Here is a 16,496-nt window from a genome sequence, read left to right as displayed (position 1 = left end):
CATGGCGCTTGCCTTTTTCCCCGTGCGGGAGATAAATTAACGCCAAATAGCGCTCTCCTTACGTGGTGTCGGCTTCGCCTCGCAGGCGGTGGTGGTGTGCCGATTGGCATAATGCGGCAGCGTGTTCAATGAAGGAATATTATGCGGATGCGTGTGTGGTTTTTATTAGCCAGTTTGATCCTCGCCGGCTGCAGCAGCCATGCGCCGCCGCCGAGCGGCCGCCTGGCGGACTCTATCGTGGTGGTGGCCCAGCTCAACGAGCAACTGCGTCAGTGGTACGGCACGCCGTACCGTTACGGCGGCCTGGATCGCGGCGGCGTAGATTGTTCCGGCTTTGTTTACCGCACGTTCCGCGATCGTTTCGACATGCAGTTGCCGCGTTCGACCGAAGAGCAAACTTCGCTGGGCACCAAGGTTTCGCGTGATGAGCTGATGCCGGGCGACCTGGTGTTCTTCAAAACCGGCGGCGGTGAGAACGGCCTGCACGTCGGCATTTACGATACCAACGACCAATTTATCCACGCTTCGACCAGCCGCGGAGTGATCCGCTCCTCGCTCGATAACGTCTACTGGAAGCGGGTGTACTGGCAGGCGCGACGCATTTAGCCTTAACCTATTGATTTGGTGTATCATGGCGGCATCACGTGTTTTGAACGGTGCCTGCCATGAACAGTCTGCGTTTACTGATCTCCGATTCCTACGATCCCTGGTTTAACCTGGCGGTGGAAGAATGCATCTTCCGCGAGATGACCACGCAAAAAATTCTCTTTCTGTGGCGCAATGCCGAAACGGTCGTGATCGGCCAGTCGCAGAATCCCTGGAAAGAGTGCAACACCCGGCGCATGGAGCAGGACGGCATTCGGCTGGCGCGGCGCAGCAGCGGCGGCGGGGCGGTATTTCACGACCTGGGCAACACCTGTTTCACCTTTATGGCCGGCAAACCGGGTTACGACAAAAGCGTCTCGACCGACATCATTCTGCAAGCGCTGCGGCAGCTGGGCGTCACGGCCGGCGCGTCGGGGCGCAACGATCTGGTGATGGAAACCGCCGACGGGCCGCGCAAAATATCCGGCTCGGCCTATCGAGAAACCCAGGACCGTGGTTTCCACCACGGCACGCTGCTACTGAACGCCGATCTGGAGCGGTTGGCGGACTACCTCAATCCGGATCCCAAAAAGCTGCAGGCCAAGGGCATCACCTCGGTGCGTTCGCGCATCGCCAATTTGGCGGAGTTTTTGCCGGGTATCAGCCATGAGCAGGTGTGCGAAGCCATCGTGCAGGCCTTTTTTGCCCACTATGGCGAGACGGCCGAGCCGGAGATCATTTCGCCGGACGTATTCCCCGATTTGCCCGATTTTGCCGCGCAGTTCGCCAAACAGAGCAGTTGGGAATGGAATTTCGGCAAGGCGCCGGCATTCAGCCATCTGCTTAATGAGCGCTTCGTCTGGGGCGGCGTGGATCTGTTCTTCGACGTGGAGAAGGGAACGATTGCTCGCGCGCAGGTGTTCACCGACAGCCTGAATCCCGCCCCGCTGCAGCGGCTGGCGGAAGCGCTGGTGGGCTGCGCGTATCGCAGCGAGCCCGTTGCCGCCTGCTGCGATCGGCTGATGGCGGATTATCCGCAACAGGCGGCCGAATTGACCGAACTGCGGCAATGGCTGAGCGAAACGATCCGTTAGCCGGTATGGGATGGTGAAGGGGATGAGCGTGCTCATCCCTTTTTTTATCGCTGAAATCGACGCTTCGCAGGGGTGTAGCGCAGATTTTCTGAAAATCAAGGTGGGCATTTTTTTACGTTTTCAATGCTGAGAATAACGGGCGGAATTGATGCGTTATTAAATTTAATCAGTCATCGTTAACGGCAGGAAAAATCGGCGTTACAGCAGAAAGATTATTTTACTTTATTTAAGATTTTTCTTAAATAAAACAACGGAGATAAGTCAAATTTAGCCCGTCATCCAATCCCCTTAAGCCAAATACCTTTTCATATCACGCATTGGGCGAGAAAGGGGGCATAAGTTCAGCTGCTTTTCTTTTGCGCCTTTCGCGATTGTCGTATAGCTTTAATCTATCAATTAAATGATATTTCATGGGTATTTGCATTGATATTTCCGATTAATCCCAGAAGGATTGATCGATAAAATATATTGATATACGATGATACGCTAGCCATTCATCCTGTGGCATTAAAATGAACATCCAACTCGAAGCTGACTTTATTAGTAGCTATGTTTTTCAACCTGTTTACTCAATGGAGGGCAGGCTGTTGGCGGTGGAAATGTTGAGCCGTTTCAACAGTCTCGACGGTGATTTAGCCATGCCGGCCGAAATTGGGATTAATTTATTGGCGCCTGAACAAAGGATTGAGTTATTTAATGAGCAATTGAAACTTGCGGAGCGGCACGCGGACTGGTTTACCGGTAACAGCGTGCAGTTGACCATCAATATCGAAGAAACCATCGTCGAACTTATTCTTTCCGATCCGGCATTGTGCCAATGGATCAGGCAATATCCTTTTATTGCATTCGAAATGAGTGAGAGTTTTTCGAATCTTTCGGCCGGGAAGAACAACCCGTACGTGCAGCGATTAAGCGAAATGTTTACGCTGTGGCTCGATGATTTCGGTTCCGGTAAAGCCACCTTGACCGCGCTGTATGATGGTTTGTTTGACTATGTAAAGATAGACAAGCGTTTTTACTGGCAGCTGTTTACCCACCAGGGGTATGACGTGGTCATCGACTCGTTGTTAAAGAATATCAACCTGTTGTGTAAAGGCGTGATCGTCGGAGGAATAGAGAAAAAAGAGTACTTTAATAAACTCAGATACGCCGGTGTTTTAGGCCTGCAAGGTTTTTTATGGCCCAGCGTTGGTGTGGATAATCTGCAAACTTTGCTGGCGAAGCCCAGCGAGTTCAATAATTAAGAAGTGATATAAAAAACTACACACAATGAGGTAAATAATGCGCGGGGTGATGTTTGCCGTGATTCCGTCGCCGTTATTCGCCATCGTTTTTTGGCTGATGACACCGTTTTGTCAGCCCGCGTTAAACCGCGTTTCCTCCGTCAGGTGGAAACGCCAAACTCCCCGCATCCGTCCTGGCGACAGGCGGATGCGTTCTCCCTGCATTCCTTCGGTGTTAATCCGCCCGTCCAGGCTCTACACTACGCTGAAACGGAGGGCCTATGCCGCAGTTCGATAACGCTTACTACCAACAGTTACCCGGTTTCTACACCGCCCTGCACCCGACGCCGCTCAAGGATGCGCGCCTGCTGTACCACAGCGAGCCGCTGGCGCGCGAGTTGGGGCTGGATGAAAGCTGGTTTAGCCCGGATAAAACCCCCATTTGGGCGGGAGAAACGCTGCTGCCCGGCATGCAGCCGTTGGCACAGGTGTACAGTGGCCACCAGTTTGGCGTATGGGCCGGGCAGCTGGGGGATGGCCGCGGCATTTTACTGGGCGAACAGGTCCTGGCGGACGGCAGCCACCGCGACTGGCACCTGAAGGGCGCCGGGCTGACGCCCTATTCGCGTATGGGGGATGGCCGCGCGGTGCTGCGCTCGGTGATCCGCGAGTTTCTGGCCTCCGAGGCGCTGCATCATCTGGGGATCCCGACCACCCGGGCGTTGACCATCGTGACCAGCCGGCAGCCGGTGTTCCGCGAGCAGCCGGAACGCGGCGCCATGCTGATGCGGGTGGCGGAAAGCCACGTGCGCTTTGGCCACTTTGAGCACTTTTACTACCGCAAACAGCCGGAGCAGGTGCGGCAGCTGGCGGATTTCGTCATTGCCCGTCACTGGCCGCAGCTGCAGGATCAGGCTGAGCGTTACCTGCTGTGGTTTACCGACGTGGTGGAACGGACGGCGCGCCTGATCGCCCATTGGCAAACCGTCGGTTTCGCTCACGGCGTGATGAACACCGACAACATGTCGATTCTCGGCATCACCATTGACTACGGCCCTTACGGCTTCCTCGATGACTATCAGCCCGGTTATATCTGCAATCACTCCGACCATCAGGGGCGTTACGCCTTCGACAATCAGCCGGCGGTGGCGCTGTGGAACCTGCATCGCCTGGCGCAGACCCTGTCGGAGCTGATGACCACTGAACAGCTGCAGCAGGCGCTGGCGGCGTATGAACCGGCGCTGATGCGCGCCTACGGCGAACAGATGCGCGCCAAACTCGGCTTCTTCACGCCGACGGCGCAGGACAATGACGTGCTCACCGGTTTGTTGAGCCTGATGGCGCAGGAAGGGCGGGACTATACCCGCACGTTCCGCCTGTTGAGCGACACTGAACAGCAACAGGTGCAGTCGCCACTGCGCGACGAGTTTATCGACCGCGCGGCGTTCGATTCCTGGTATCAGCAGTATCGTCAGCGTTTGCAGCAGGAGCAGGTGAGCGATGCGGAGCGGCAACGGGCGATGAAGGCGGTGAACCCGCGCCTGATCCTGCGCAACTATCTGGCGCAGCAGGCCATTGAAGACGCGGAGCAAGACAACGTGGGCCGTTTGCAGCGGTTGCATCAGGCCCTGCTGCGGCCGTTCGACGATGCGCCGGAATACGACGATCTCGCCGTGCTGCCGCCGGACTGGGGCAAACATCTGGAGATTTCCTGCTCCAGCTGAGATGAAAAAGGGCGCTTAATGGCGCCCTTGACGTTATTGACGCAGGTAGACCTGCGGCAGCGACACTTCGGGATGATGCACCACGCCGAGATCGGCCTGATACCAGCGGGTGAGGATCTCCGTCTGCAACACCTCCTGCGGCGTGCCGCTCGCCACCAGACGCCCCTGATGCAGCAGCAGGATCCTATCGGCGTACAGCGCTGCCAGGTTGAGGTCGTGCAGCACACAGCAGACGCCCAGCGGCTGTTGGCGCGTCAGCGAGCGCAGCAGGCGCAGGCTGTGCTGCTGGTGGTACAGATCCAGCGCCGAGGTCGGCTCGTCGAGAAATAGCCAGGCGGGAGACGGCTGCGGTTGCCACAGCTGCGCCAACACCCGAGCCAGCTGCACCCGCTGTTGTTCGCCACCGGACAGTTGGCGGTAGTCGCGCTGCGCCAGCGCCAGGCAATCGGTCTGCGCCATCACCTGTTGGATCGCCTGATGCTCGTCGCGTTTGCCGTGCGGCGCCCGCCCCATGCTGACCACTTCCTCCACGCTGAACGGAAACGCCAGATCGCTGTACTGGCGCATCACGGCTCGGACTTTGGCCAACTGCTGCTGCGCCCACTGTTCCAGCGGGCGATCAAGCAGGCGACATTCGCCGCAGTCCGGCGTCAAATAGCCGGTCAGCAAGCGCAGCAGCGTCGATTTTCCGGCGCCGTTAGGGCCGATAATCGCTACCATTTCACCGCCGGCAAGGCTGAGCGATACGTCGTTGATCAGGCGGCGCGCACCGAGGCTGTAGCGCAGCTCTCGGGCCGTCAGGCAGGCGGCGTTATCCACCGGTTCGCTCCCGCTGGCGCATCACCAGCCACAAGAAGTAAGGACCGCCGATCAGGCTGGTCATCAACCCTACCGGCATTTCGGCCGGCGCCACCAGCGTGCGCGCCAGCGTATCGCTGACCAGAAGCAGGCAGGCGCCGCCCAGCGCGGAGCAGGGCAGCAGCCAGCGGTGATCGCCGCCGAGGCGCATGCGTACCAGATGCGGCACCACCAAACCGACGAAGCCGATCACGCCGCTCATCGCTACCGCCGCGCCGATCAGCAAGGCGCTCAGCAACAGCAACTGCAGCTTGGCGCGCTGGACGTTCACCCCGAGGTAGTGGGCCTCTTCGTCCCCCAGCTGCAACAGGTTCAACCGGCGCGCCTGCAGCAGCGTCAGCAACGCGGCTGGCAGGATCAGCGAGGCGGAAACCGCCAGCGTCGGCCACTGTGACTGGCTGAGGCTGCCCATCATCCACAGCGAGAACTGGCGCAGCTGTTGATCGCTGCTGACGTAAGAGAGCACGCCGATGGCCGCCATGCACAGGGCGTTGATGGCGATGCCCGCCAGCAGCAGCCGCGACAGATTGCCGTGCCCGCTGCGGCTGATGCCGTAGATCAACAGCGACACCAGCAGGCTGCCGAGGAACGCCGCCAGCATATGGCCGTACAGCGCGATCGTCACCGGCAACGCCAGCGGCATCACGATGAACAGGGCGACAAACAGCGCGCCCCCGCTGCTGATGCCCAGCAGGCTCGGATCCGCCAGCGGGTTGCGGAACAGCCCCTGCATCACCGCACCGGATACCGCCAGCGCGCAGCCGATCACCACCGCCAGCAGCACGCGCGGCAGGCGGATGTTCAACCAGATGTGCCAGGCGGCGTCGCTGAAAGGTTCGCGCCACAGGGTGCGAAACGACAGCGTCAGCGCGCCCAGGTTGGCGGCGACCAGCGCCAGCAGCGTCAGCAACACCAGCAGACCGATGATGGCCAACTGAGGCGAGGTGCGACAGCGCATTACTTTTGCTCCGCCGCGTGGCGCAGTTTGGCCAGCGCCGCCGGCGTTTCCAGACCGAAGCCCAGCAGCGCCATGTCATCGACGATCAGTACGCGGCGCTGCTTGCCTGCCGGCGTCAACGCCAGGCCCGGCAGCGTCCACAGCTGCTGTTCGCCGCCGAGGGTGCGCACGCCGTCGGTGGTGACCAGCAACAGATCCGGCGCGCTGGCGATGACGCCTTCCTGCGACAGCGGACGGTAGCGGTCAAAACCCTGCATGGCGTTTTTCAATCCGGCGGCGGCAATCACCGCGTCGGCGGCGGTGTGTTGCCCGGCGGCCATCGGCGTGATGCCGCCGTGGCTCATCACGAACAGCACCTTGACCGGCAGCGGAGAGGTGTCGACCGCCGCCAGCTGTTGTTGATAGCGCTCGCTCAGCTGTTTGCCTTGCTCAACGCGCTGCAGCGCGGCGGCAATCGTAGCGATTTTCTGCGGCACCGCCTGCAGGGTGGTGTCACCCGGTACGCTGACCACGTTGACGCCGCTGTCCGCCAGCTGTTTGAGCACCAGCGCCGGCTGTGCCAGCTCGGTCGTCAGCACCAGCGTCGGCTTCAGCGCCAAAATGCCTTCGGCATTCAGCTGGCGCATATAGCCGACGTCCGGCAGCTTTTTCACCGCTTCCGGGTGCAGACTGGTGCTGTCGCGGGCGATCACCTCGTCGCCGGCGCCCAGTGCGAAGGCGATTTCCGTCACGTCGCCGCCGATCGAGACGATGCGCTGCGCCGCCGCAGCGGTGAGCGGCAGCGCCAGCGCCATCATCAACGCCAGGCGGCGGATCAAGGAAGATTTCATGCGGCGATGTCCTTGGCGGCGAGCGCGGCAACCTGCTCGCGCCACTGGGTTTGTTCCGGCTGCCCTTCGGTACGCTGGCCATACAGCTGCGCAATCTGCGTGCCGTCGGCGGCGAACAGCTCCAGGCTGGTGACGATGCCGTCCTTGGTCGGCTTGCGGGTGATCCAGCTTTCGGCGATGGCGTCTTCGATCAGATGCAGCGTGAAGCGGCGGTTGAACACGTTGATCCAGCCTTCCTGCGGCATCAAACGTTCGATCTGGCCGGTGAAGATCTGCACGCAGCCGCGGTTGCCGACGAAGATCATGATCTCGTTTTGCTGCTGCTGCGCCGCTTCCAGCAGCTGCGACAGCGCGCTGTTGTCCACCTGATAGGCCAGATCGTCGCCGACGGCGCGGAACGCCTGCTGGCGCGTCAGTTTGTTGCGGCTCAGCAGCTGGAAGAACTGGTGAACGTCGGTCATCGCGCGCCATTCACCGTCGATTTTGGCATGATCCTGCGTCGTTTCATCCGCGGTGCTCGCCTCGGTGGGCTGCAGCGCCAGCGCCGGGTTTTCTTCGCTCAGATGGCGTTCCACCAGTGCCATCCAGGCCGGCAGATCGGTCTCTTCGGTGGTGTAGACCTTGTGCAGTGCATCGCCCTGTTGGTCGAAGAACTGGATGCTGTGGCGCACGCCGCGCTTGTTGGTTTCGCTCATGGCGAAAACGCTGGTCCAGTGGTTGAGGAACAGGCGCAGATCCAGCTCGCGCGGGTTGAGGATCAGCCCGGCGTGGCCGTTGAGGTGCTGGTTGCGGTAGCGGCCCATCTGCTCATGCACCGCATAGCTGTTGCGGGTGATGGACTTGGTGACGCCGACCTGCTCAAGCTCGGTCAGCAGGGTGCGCGCATCGGCCTGCAGGCGGCGAGTGTCGTGGCCGACGCGGGCGTGCGTCAGCTCCGCTTCGCTGACGCCAAGGATCGCCGCCAGATCGCGGGCGTACTTGCCGGGGTGATCGATTTTAGCCTGTTGGTAGCGTTCGTATAGGGTGTTGCTCATGCGGGATTCTCCTGCGCTGTGATGCGAACGGCGGACAACCGGGTTGTCCGCCAGATAGTCAAATGATTACCACTGGTAGCTGACCAGCAGTTTGGCGTTGCGGCCATCCTGCGGGATGCCCGGCGGCGAGTAATATTCTTTGTCGAAGGCGTTGCCCAGCACTACGGTGGTGGTCACGCCCTGCAGACGATCGCGGCCCTTATAGCTCAGATAGAAGTCGTTGACGCCGTATCCGCCTTGTTCCGAGTAGGTGGTGGGCACTCGCTTGGCGCGCTCGGCGAAGGTGGCGACCCAGCCGACGGACAGACCGGTTGCGCCCAGTGGCACGTCCAGCGAGCTGGTGACGGTATCCGGGTTGATGTCGGCCAGCCATTCACCGGTCGCTTCATTTTTGCCACGGGTGCGGTTATAGGCCAAGTCCCAGCCAAACCACGGTGTTTTATAACTGAGTGCCGTGTCCCATCCCCAGATCTTGGCGCGATCGACGTTGGTTGAAAATGTGGTGCAGCTGATGCAGTAAGGCCCGCGTGGCCCACGCCCTATCTCCATGGTGTAATCGGGAGTGATGTAATCCTTAGCCTTGGTATCGAAGTAGCTGGCTTTGAACTGCAGGCTATCATCGGCCAGCATCAAATCATCGAAACGCAGACCAAATCCGTACTCTTGGGTTTCGTTGGTTTCTGGTTTCAAATTTGGGTTAGGCACCCAATAGTTGGTGAGGGTGGTAGGCCCCATGGGTATCGAAAAGTGTTTGGAGTCGTTGTACATCTCACCCATCGTCGGCGCGCGGAACGCCTGAGAGTAGGAGCCGAACAGCATCAACCAATCGGTGGGGGTAATGCTGACTGCGCCGCGTGACGACCACTTGTCAGCATTGACATCGGCATAACCGTCGCTTGAACCTTTGTAATTGTCATAGCGGGTGCCGGCGAGCAGCGTGATGGGCAGATCGCGCAGCGTAATTTCATCCTGCAGCCAGCCGGAGGCGAAGTTGATCTTGGCCTGCGGGAAGCTGGTGGTGGCGCCGCCCGGCTGCTGTTTCTGTTCATAGACCTCGGAGCCGTAGGTCAGCAGGTGTGACGCAAAGCTGTCGGCGAACAGACGCGTGCGGTTTTCCAACTTGCCGCCGTTGGTGGTCTGCTTGCGGAATTCGTCGGTCGCACCGGCGTTGTGCGCATTGATTTTGACTTCCGAGGTATACAGTTTCAAGGTGGCGTCCAGCCAATCCTGGCCGACCGGCTTGAGCTTATAGCTCAGAGCGGCATCGCGCTGGATGGTGGAGCGGTTGGTCACCGGGTTGCTGCTCGAGATGCCCGGCGTCTGCGGGTTTTTCGGCTCCTGGGCGCTGTTGTTGTAGTAACGCAGAGCGCCGCTCAATGACTGATTGTCGTCGATTTTCCAGGTGCCTTTGGCCAGCACGTTGCTGATGGTTTCGTCGTTTGGCGCATCGAAGCCGTTGCCCTGACGCAGATTGCCGACGTCGCGGGTGCCGAACGACAGCAGGCCGTCGAGGTTATCGGTCTTGCCGTAAGCGCTGGCGCCCATGCCCAGGCTGTGATCGCCGGTGCCGGCGGACCCATAGACGCGGAACCCGGTATCGTGGCCCGGCAGCAGCAGATCGGCGGCATCGACGGTCTCGTAGGCGATGACGCCGCCCAGTGCGCCGCTGCCGTACAGCAACGCAGAGGGGCCACGCACGATTTCAATGCGCTTGACCAGCGCCGGATCGAGGAAGGTGCCGCCGATGTGACCGGTATCGGTACCCTGGCGGATGCCGTCGACCAGCGTCAGCACGCCGTTTTTGCCGTAGCCGCGCATCGTTACGTCCTGACCGTTGCTGCGCCCGGTGCCGTTGACGGTGATGCCCGGCACGCGGCGCAGCATATCGGCGGCCGAGGTGGCGGTCTGGCTTTCCGGCGAGTTGCCTTCGATCACCGTGACCATCATCGGCGCTTCAAAGCTGCTGCGTTGGTTGCCGGTGGCGACCACGGTCATGGTCTCGTCGGCGGCTTTGGCTTTTTTGGCCGCTGCCGCGTTGGAAGAGGATGTTGTGCTGGTGTTTTGTGCCAAGGCCACCGTAGGCAGAGCGCAGGCAATCGCCAGACTCAAAGCGGAAAAACGCAGCCGGGTGGAAAATGTCAGAGGCATGGTGCAACTCTCCGTATGTAATAAAACATATCAATAGATTTGCTGGCTGCCTGGATCAAAAGATCGGGGTGGCTGGCGTTTGAGGATGCTGTGGTTATTTGGTCAGGATCAATTTCCCGGCTTTGGTCTGCCGCAGCTGATAGCGCTGGCCCTGATGGGTAATGAACGCGATGCCGTCGGCGCCGAGCAGCTGTGCGCTGTCGTAGCTGGGCGGCGCGTTTGCGCTGTGCTCGGTCGGGGCCGCGGCGGCGGGAGTAGGCGTGTTGGCAGTATCCATCATCATTGTGCTTATAAAACAGATCATTAAATGGTAATTAATATCAAATTGAGAATCATTATCATGTGAAGGAAAGGTTACATCAAGGAAAATTTTCTTACCGATGGAACCTTTTTGTCGAATGGACATCCGGCGGCGGGCCAAGCGCACTCGGCCCGTAAAAAAGGGGCGTTATTTCAGCAGGGTTTCGATGCGGTCAAACAGACGTTCGGGCTTGGTGATCGGTGCAAAGCGTGTGACGCGCTGGCCGTCGGCGGTGAGCAGGAACTTGGTGAAATTCCACTTGATGCGGCGGCTACCCAAAATGCCGGGCGCCAGGCGTTTCAGCTCATTGAACAGCGGGTGTGCGCCGGGGCCGTTAACGTCTATCTTGCTGAACAGCGGGAAACTGACGCCGTAGTTGAGGCTGCAAAAGTTGGCGATCTCCAGCGGGCTGCCCGGCTCCTGAGAACCAAACTGGTTGCAGGGGAAGCCGAGCACCACCAGGCCGCGTTCGCGATAGTATTGCCACAAATTTTCCAGCCCGCGGTATTGCGGGGTAAAGCCGCACTTGCTGGCGGTGTTGACTACCAGATAAGCGCGCGCCGGGAAATCGCCCAGCGTTTTTTGCTCGCCTTGCAGCGTGACGCAGGGGATGGATAACAGAGAGTGAATCATGCCGGGGCTCCAGGTGCGTTTCGGCGGGTGCAAAGAGGTTGTAATCAGTATAGATGAGCGGGGTGGGAGGGATAAAGCCGGGGCGAAGCCCCGGCCTAGGTTGCGTCAGAAACGGCTATCGACCGCATCCGCCAGCATCGCCAGCAGCTGCTCGCTGTCGGACCAGCTCAGGCAAGGATCGGTGATCGACTGGCCATAGGTCAGCGGCTGGCCGGCGACGATTTTCTGCGTGCCTTCCACCAGGAAGCTTTCCGCCATCACGCCGGTGATGGCGGCGGAGCCGGCGCGGATCTGCTGGCAGACGTTGTCGGCCACTTCCAGCTGGCGGCGGTGCATCTTCTGGCAGTTGCCGTGGCTGAAGTCGATCACCAGGTGCTCCGGCAGATCGAACTCGCGCAGGCTGTCGCAGGCGGTAGCGATGTCGCTGGCGTGGTAGTTCGGCGTTTTGCCACCGCGCATGATGATGTGGCCATACGGATTGCCGCTGGTCTGGTAGATGGTCATCTGGCCATGTTTGTCCGGCGACAGGAACATGTGCCCGGCGCGCGCCGCGCGAATGGCATCGATGGCGATGCGGGTGTTGCCGTCGGTGCCGTTTTTGAAGCCGACCGGGCAGGAGAGCGCCGAGGCCATTTCACGGTGGATCTGGCTTTCGGTGGTGCGCGCGCCGATGGCACCCCAGCTGATCAGATCGGCGATGTATTGGCCGACCACCATGTCCAGGAATTCGGTGGCGGTCGGCAGGCCGAGCTGGTTCACTTCCAGCAGCAGGCGGCGCGCCATTTCGATGCCGCGGTTGACCTGGAAGGTGCCGTCCAGCGCCGGATCGGAGATCAGGCCTTTCCAGCCGACGACGGTGCGCGGTTTTTCGAAGTAGGTGCGCATCACGATCTCCAGGCGATCCTGGTAGCGCTCGCGCAGGGCGTTCAGCCGGCCGGCGTAATCGACGGCGGCGTCGAGATCGTGGATGGAGCAGGGGCCGATCACCACCAACAGGCGGCGGTCTTCACCGGTGAGGATTTTTTCAATGCGTTTTCGTGACGCTGTCACGTTATCGGCGACGGCCGCCGAGATCGGCAGCTTGTCTGCCAACGCTTGCGGCGTGACGAGGCTGTCGATGCGCGCGGTCCGCAGTTCATCTGTTTTGTACATGTTGTTCCCTGGAAACTGTTCTTCTCTGCGGCAGGAGTGCCGGGAAGTGATGGCGATCACAATAACGCAAAAAGCGCTGAATTCAACCGTAGAGATTGCGTTCTGTTGATCAAAGCCGCGAAAAAAAGCACAAAAAAATCAGCTGCTGCTGAAATAAACGGCAGGCGGCGGGGCGCGACGGCCCCGCGAGGAAAAGATCAGAACATGCGGCGGCTCATGCCGAGGATATCGAGGATTTTGGTGGAGATCTCTTCGACCGAATAGTTGGTGGTATTGAGATAGCGGATCTGGTTTTTGCGGAACAGCGCCTCGACCTCGGCGATCTCCATGCGGCACTGGCGCAATGAGGCGTAGCGGCTGTTTTCGCGCCGCTCTTCGCGGATCGCCGCCAGGCGCTCCGGATCGATGGTCAGGCCGAATAATTTATGCTGAAACGGTTTCAGCGAAGCCGGCAGGTGCAAATTGTCCATATCGTCGGCGATAAACGGATAGTTGGCGGCGCGGATGCCGAACTGCATCGCCAGATAAAGGCTGGTGGGGGTTTTGCCGCAGCGCGACACGCCGAGCAGGATCACCTGCGCCTGATCGAGGTTGCGCAGCGAAATGCCGTCATCGTGCGCCAGGGTATAGTCGATGGCGGCGATGCGGGCATCGTACTTGCCGAGGTTGCTGGCGGTCAGGCCATGGGTGCGGTTCGGCACCGGCGTCGGTTCCACGTCCAGCTCGCCCTGCAGCGGGCCGACCAGCGCCTGCACGATATCCTGGCAGAAGCCCTGGCTCTGGACGATCACATCGCGCACTTCCGGCGAGATGATGGAGTAAAACACCAGCGGCCGCACGCCGGTTTCATTATAGATATCATCGATTTGTTGGCGAACTGCGCGTGCGCGGGCCTCGGTTTCGACAAACGGCAAGGTGTACGTGGTTGCCGTGACCGGGAACTGCGACAGCACCGCGTGCCCCAGCACTTCGGCGGTGATCGCCGTACCATCCGAAATATAAAAAACGCTTCTTTCCACCCGAGGCTCCTTACCTGAGAACGGTGTTCCTGCTGTCATCACTGCCAATATCATTAGCCGCAGACGATTCGCCGGTAAAGGGGCGAGGGAAAAAATTGTGACGGCGGGGCGGTAAACCGCCTTGCGGCGGCGCGTGAAGAAAAGCGCACTTTGACGACGGTAAAAATCGTGGCGCAGCGACGCTTTTCGATCCGAAACGCAAGTTTGCCGCTATTTTCACCAAAAACGGTAGCGTTTGCGTGGTCATTAAAACAGAAGTTTAAAAAGAACGTAATTTGTTGAGAACTAAGCTTTTCGTGCGATTGGGAACGGTTCCCAGGCAAATCAGCCGGTTAGGACATTCTCTTAAAAACCACTTTCTTCAGTGGGTTGATCGATTCACCTTTCCATTTTCCCCAGATCAGTGTGCTAGTCTGATTCGGTTCCGTGTTAGCGGCGCCGTAAAGCAAGCGAATTAAATCCGTCTTTACCCTACTGATAGCAATAAGGATTGTCTCGATGTCCAACAATGGCCCAGACTTGCGTAATGTGCTTTGGTACAACCAGCTTGGCATGCACGACGTTGACCGTGTCGGCGGCAAAAACGCCTCCCTCGGTGAAATGATCACCAATCTTTCCGATTTGGGCGTGGCCGTGCCAAACGGTTTTGCCACCACCGCACAGGCGTTTAACGATTTCCTCGAACAAAGCGGTGTTAACCAGCGCATCTATCAGCTACTGGATCAGACCGACGTTGACGACGTTGTACAACTGGCCAAGGCCGGCGCCCAGATCCGCCAATGGGTGATCGACACGCCGTTCCACGCCGAGTTCGAACGTGAAATTCATCAGGCTTACCAACAGCTCGCCGACGGCGAGCCGGAAGCCTCCTTTGCGGTGCGCTCCTCCGCCACGGCGGAAGACATGCCGGACGCGTCCTTTGCCGGCCAGCAGGAAACCTTCCTCAACGTGCAGGGCATCGACGCCGTGATGGTGGCGATCAAGCACGTGTTCGCGTCGCTGTTCAACGACCGCGCCATCTCGTATCGCGTGCATCAGGGCTATGACCACCGCGGCGTGGCGCTGTCGGCGGGCGTACAGCGCATGGTGCGCTCCGATCTGGCCTCCTCGGGCGTGATGTTCACCATCGACACCGAGTCCGGCTTTGATCAGGTGGTGTTCATCACCTCCGCCTTCGGTTTGGGCGAAATGGTGGTGCAGGGCGCGGTGAACCCGGATGAGTTCTACGTGCACAAACCGACGCTGCAAAACGGCAAGCCGGCGATCGTGCGCCGCAACCTGGGCTCGAAAAAGATCCGCATGGTGTACGCACCGTCGCAGGATCACGGCAAGCAGGTGCGTATCGAAGACGTGCCGGAAGCGCAGCGCAGCCGTTTCTCGCTGACGGATGACGAAGTGCAGGCGCTGGCGCAGCAGGCGATCCTGATCGAAAAACATTACGGCCGCCCGATGGATATCGAGTGGGCGAAAGACGGCCATACCGGCAAGCTGCTGATCGTGCAGGCGCGCCCGGAGACCGTGCGCTCCAACGAGCAGACCATGGAGCGCTACCAGCTGAACGGTTCCAGCCCGGTGCTGGTGGAAGGCCGCGCCATCGGCCACCGCATCGGCGCCGGCCCGGTGAAAGTGATCCACGACATCAGCGAAATGGATCGCATCCAGCCGGGCGACGTGTTGGTCACCGACATGACCGACCCGGATTGGGAACCGATCATGAAGAAAGCCGCCGCGATCGTCACCAACCGCGGCGGGCGCACCTGTCACGCGGCGATCATCGCCCGTGAGCTGGGCATTCCGGCGGTGGTGGGCTGTGGCCACGCCACCGACGTGCTGAAAGACGGCCAGAAAGTCACCGTCTCCTGCGCGGAAGGCGACACCGGCTTCGTTTACAGCGATATGCTGGACTTTAGCGTGCAGAGCTCCGAAGTGACCGAGCTGCCGGATCTGCCGCTGAAGATCATGATGAACGTCGGCAACCCGGATCGCGCCTTCGACTTCGCGCGTTTGCCGAATGAAGGCGTGGGCCTGGCGCGGCTGGAATTTATCATCAACCGCATGATCGGCGTGCACCCACGCGCGCTGCTGGAGTTTGACCAGCAGACGCCGGCGCTGCAAAACGAAATTCGCGCGCTGATGCAGGGTTACGATCATCCGGTCGAGTTCTACGTCGGCCGCCTGACCGAAGGCATTGCGACGCTGGGCGCCGCGTTCTGGCCGAAGCGCGTGATCGTGCGTCTGTCCGACTTCAAATCCAACGAGTACGCCAACCTGGTGGGCGGTGACAAGTATGAACCGCACGAAGAGAACCCGATGCTGGGCTTCCGTGGCGCCGGCCGTTACGTGGCCGACAGCTTCCGCGATTGCTTCGCGCTGGAGTGCGAGGCGGTGAAACGCGTGCGTAACGAAATGGGGCTGACCAACGTCGAAATCATGGTGCCGTTCGTGCGCACCGTGGCGCAGGCGGAAGCGGTGGTGGCCGAGCTGGCGCGTCAGGGGCTGAAGCGCGGCGAAAACGGGCTGAAAGTGATCATGATGTGCGAGATCCCGTCCAATGCGCTGTTGGCGGATCAGTTCCTCGAGCACTTCGACGGCTTCTCTATCGGTTCCAACGACATGACCCAGCTGGCGCTGGGGCTGGATCGCGATTCCGGCGTGGTGTCGGAGCTGTTCGACGAACGCAACGAGGCGGTGAAAGCGCTGCTGTCGATGGCGATTCAGGCGGCCAAGCGCCACGGCAAATACGTCGGCATCTGCGGCCAGGGCCCGTCCGACCACGAAGACTTCGCCGAGTGGCTGATGGAGCAGGGCATCGACAGCCTGTCGCTCAATCCGGACACCGTGGTGCAGACCTGGATCAATTTGTCGAAAAAGAAATAATGTCTCGGCATCGCTAAGGCATTAACGCCAGGCCGCAGTTTACGCTGCGGCCTTTTTATT

At 60.0% G+C, this 16,496-nt stretch carries 14 protein-coding genes; 5 read left to right on the top strand and 9 right to left on the bottom strand.

Features of this window, described 5'->3' with window-relative positions; translation table 11 throughout:
- Positions 1-141 precede the first annotated feature (141 nt).
- The 4 genes from GF111_RS01470 to GF111_RS01455 all read left to right on the top strand — a co-directional run bounded on the left by GF111_RS01470 (position 142) and on the right by GF111_RS01455 (position 4,626).
- A complete protein-coding gene (locus GF111_RS01470) occupies positions 142-606 on the top strand; it encodes an NlpC/P60 family protein (protein ID WP_016927954.1) in 465 nt (154 codons plus the stop codon).
- Between the two features lie 59 nt (positions 607-665).
- The gene (locus GF111_RS01465; protein WP_162420048.1) at positions 666-1,679 is read left to right on the top strand and encodes a lipoate--protein ligase A; all 1,014 of its coding nucleotides are present in this window, start codon (positions 666-668) and stop codon (positions 1,677-1,679) included.
- Between the two features lie 512 nt (positions 1,680-2,191).
- Positions 2,192-2,923 (top strand): EAL domain-containing protein, encoded by a 732-nt coding sequence (locus GF111_RS01460; RefSeq protein ID WP_038871047.1) that lies wholly within the window; start codon positions 2,192-2,194, stop codon positions 2,921-2,923.
- 260 nt (positions 2,924-3,183) lie between these two features.
- Positions 3,184-4,626: a YdiU family protein gene (locus GF111_RS01455; RefSeq protein WP_147191002.1), complete on the top strand. Its 1,443-nt coding sequence runs from the start codon at positions 3,184-3,186 to the stop codon at positions 4,624-4,626.
- A 33-nt stretch (positions 4,627-4,659) separates the two neighbouring features.
- On the opposite strand, the gene GF111_RS01450 is transcribed toward GF111_RS01455, so the two are convergent.
- From GF111_RS01450 to GF111_RS01410, 9 genes are all read right to left on the bottom strand, one after another.
- Entirely contained in the window at positions 4,660-5,445 is a 786-nt protein-coding gene (locus GF111_RS01450; protein WP_162420046.1) for a heme ABC transporter ATP-binding protein, read from the bottom strand.
- Positions 5,438-6,442, bottom strand: a complete 1,005-nt coding sequence (locus GF111_RS01445; protein WP_048233553.1) for an iron ABC transporter permease — start codon at positions 6,440-6,442, stop codon at positions 5,438-5,440. Before GF111_RS01445 ends, GF111_RS01450 begins: the two co-directional genes overlap by 8 nt.
- Positions 6,442-7,272, bottom strand: a complete 831-nt coding sequence (locus tag GF111_RS01440; protein WP_038871039.1) for a hemin ABC transporter substrate-binding protein — start codon at positions 7,270-7,272, stop codon at positions 6,442-6,444. Before GF111_RS01440 ends, GF111_RS01445 begins: the two co-directional genes overlap by 1 nt.
- Positions 7,269-8,306 (bottom strand): hemin-degrading factor, encoded by a 1,038-nt coding sequence (locus GF111_RS01435; RefSeq protein ID WP_047727665.1) that lies wholly within the window; start codon positions 8,304-8,306, stop codon positions 7,269-7,271. The genes GF111_RS01440 and GF111_RS01435 overlap by 4 nt, the downstream gene beginning before the upstream one ends.
- Positions 8,307-8,372: 66 nt before the next feature.
- Positions 8,373-10,454, bottom strand: a complete 2,082-nt coding sequence (locus tag GF111_RS01430) for a TonB-dependent hemoglobin/transferrin/lactoferrin family receptor (RefSeq protein ID WP_147191004.1) — start codon at positions 10,452-10,454, stop codon at positions 8,373-8,375.
- 94 nt (positions 10,455-10,548) lie between these two features.
- Positions 10,549-10,731, bottom strand: a complete 183-nt coding sequence (gene hemP / locus GF111_RS01425; protein ID WP_016927944.1) for a hemin uptake protein HemP — start codon at positions 10,729-10,731, stop codon at positions 10,549-10,551.
- 171 nt (positions 10,732-10,902) lie between these two features.
- Positions 10,903-11,388, bottom strand: coding sequence for a glutathione peroxidase (locus GF111_RS01420; protein ID WP_038871031.1), 486 nt, complete (start codon positions 11,386-11,388; stop codon positions 10,903-10,905).
- 105 nt (positions 11,389-11,493) lie between these two features.
- Positions 11,494-12,540, bottom strand: a complete 1,047-nt coding sequence (locus GF111_RS01415; protein ID WP_038871025.1) for a 3-deoxy-7-phosphoheptulonate synthase — start codon at positions 12,538-12,540, stop codon at positions 11,494-11,496.
- Positions 12,541-12,737: 197 nt separating this feature from the next.
- Positions 12,738-13,598 (bottom strand): pyruvate, water dikinase regulatory protein, encoded by an 861-nt coding sequence (locus GF111_RS01410; protein WP_162215433.1) that lies wholly within the window; start codon positions 13,596-13,598, stop codon positions 12,738-12,740.
- A gap of 459 nt (positions 13,599-14,057) precedes the next feature.
- On the opposite strand from GF111_RS01410, the gene ppsA reads away from it, so the two are divergent.
- Positions 14,058-16,436 carry a phosphoenolpyruvate synthase gene (ppsA, locus tag GF111_RS01405; RefSeq protein ID WP_048233560.1) on the top strand — a complete coding sequence of 793 codons (2,379 nt, stop codon included), beginning with the start codon at positions 14,058-14,060 and terminating at the stop codon, positions 16,434-16,436.
- Positions 16,437-16,496: the final 60 nt, after the last annotated feature.

Origin of the sequence: Serratia sp. HRI (assembly GCF_010119335.3) — a bacterium.
Lineage (GTDB): Bacteria > Pseudomonadota > Gammaproteobacteria > Enterobacterales > Enterobacteriaceae > Serratia > Serratia nevei.
Note: the sequence above shows the minus strand (reverse complement) of the source record. Positions and strands in the feature narration are given on the sequence as shown.

What these genes read in the sequence shown, in the direction of transcription:
- ppsA (WP_048233560.1), top strand. Translation starts at nt 14,058, where the DNA reads ATGTCCAACAATGGCCCAGACTTGCGTAATGTGCTTTGGTACAACCAG.
- GF111_RS01410 (WP_162215433.1), bottom strand. Translation starts at nt 13,598, where the DNA reads ATGACAGCAGGAACACCGTTCTCAGGTAAGGAGCCTCGGGTGGAAAGA.
- GF111_RS01435 (WP_047727665.1), bottom strand. Translation starts at nt 8,306, where the DNA reads ATGAGCAACACCCTATACGAACGCTACCAACAGGCTAAAATCGATCAC.
- GF111_RS01420 (WP_038871031.1), bottom strand. Translation starts at nt 11,388, where the DNA reads ATGATTCACTCTCTGTTATCCATCCCCTGCGTCACGCTGCAAGGCGAG.
- GF111_RS01470 (WP_016927954.1), top strand. Translation starts at nt 142, where the DNA reads ATGCGGATGCGTGTGTGGTTTTTATTAGCCAGTTTGATCCTCGCCGGC.
- GF111_RS01440 (WP_038871039.1), bottom strand. Translation starts at nt 7,272, where the DNA reads ATGAAATCTTCCTTGATCCGCCGCCTGGCGTTGATGATGGCGCTGGCG.
- GF111_RS01415 (WP_038871025.1), bottom strand. Translation starts at nt 12,540, where the DNA reads ATGTACAAAACAGATGAACTGCGGACCGCGCGCATCGACAGCCTCGTC.
- GF111_RS01455 (WP_147191002.1), top strand. Translation starts at nt 3,184, where the DNA reads ATGCCGCAGTTCGATAACGCTTACTACCAACAGTTACCCGGTTTCTAC.
- GF111_RS01430 (WP_147191004.1), bottom strand. Translation starts at nt 10,454, where the DNA reads ATGCCTCTGACATTTTCCACCCGGCTGCGTTTTTCCGCTTTGAGTCTG.
- hemP (WP_016927944.1), bottom strand. Translation starts at nt 10,731, where the DNA reads ATGGATACTGCCAACACGCCTACTCCCGCCGCCGCGGCCCCGACCGAG.
- GF111_RS01445 (WP_048233553.1), bottom strand. Translation starts at nt 6,442, where the DNA reads ATGCGCTGTCGCACCTCGCCTCAGTTGGCCATCATCGGTCTGCTGGTG.
- GF111_RS01465 (WP_162420048.1), top strand. Translation starts at nt 666, where the DNA reads ATGAACAGTCTGCGTTTACTGATCTCCGATTCCTACGATCCCTGGTTT.
- GF111_RS01460 (WP_038871047.1), top strand. Translation starts at nt 2,192, where the DNA reads ATGAACATCCAACTCGAAGCTGACTTTATTAGTAGCTATGTTTTTCAA.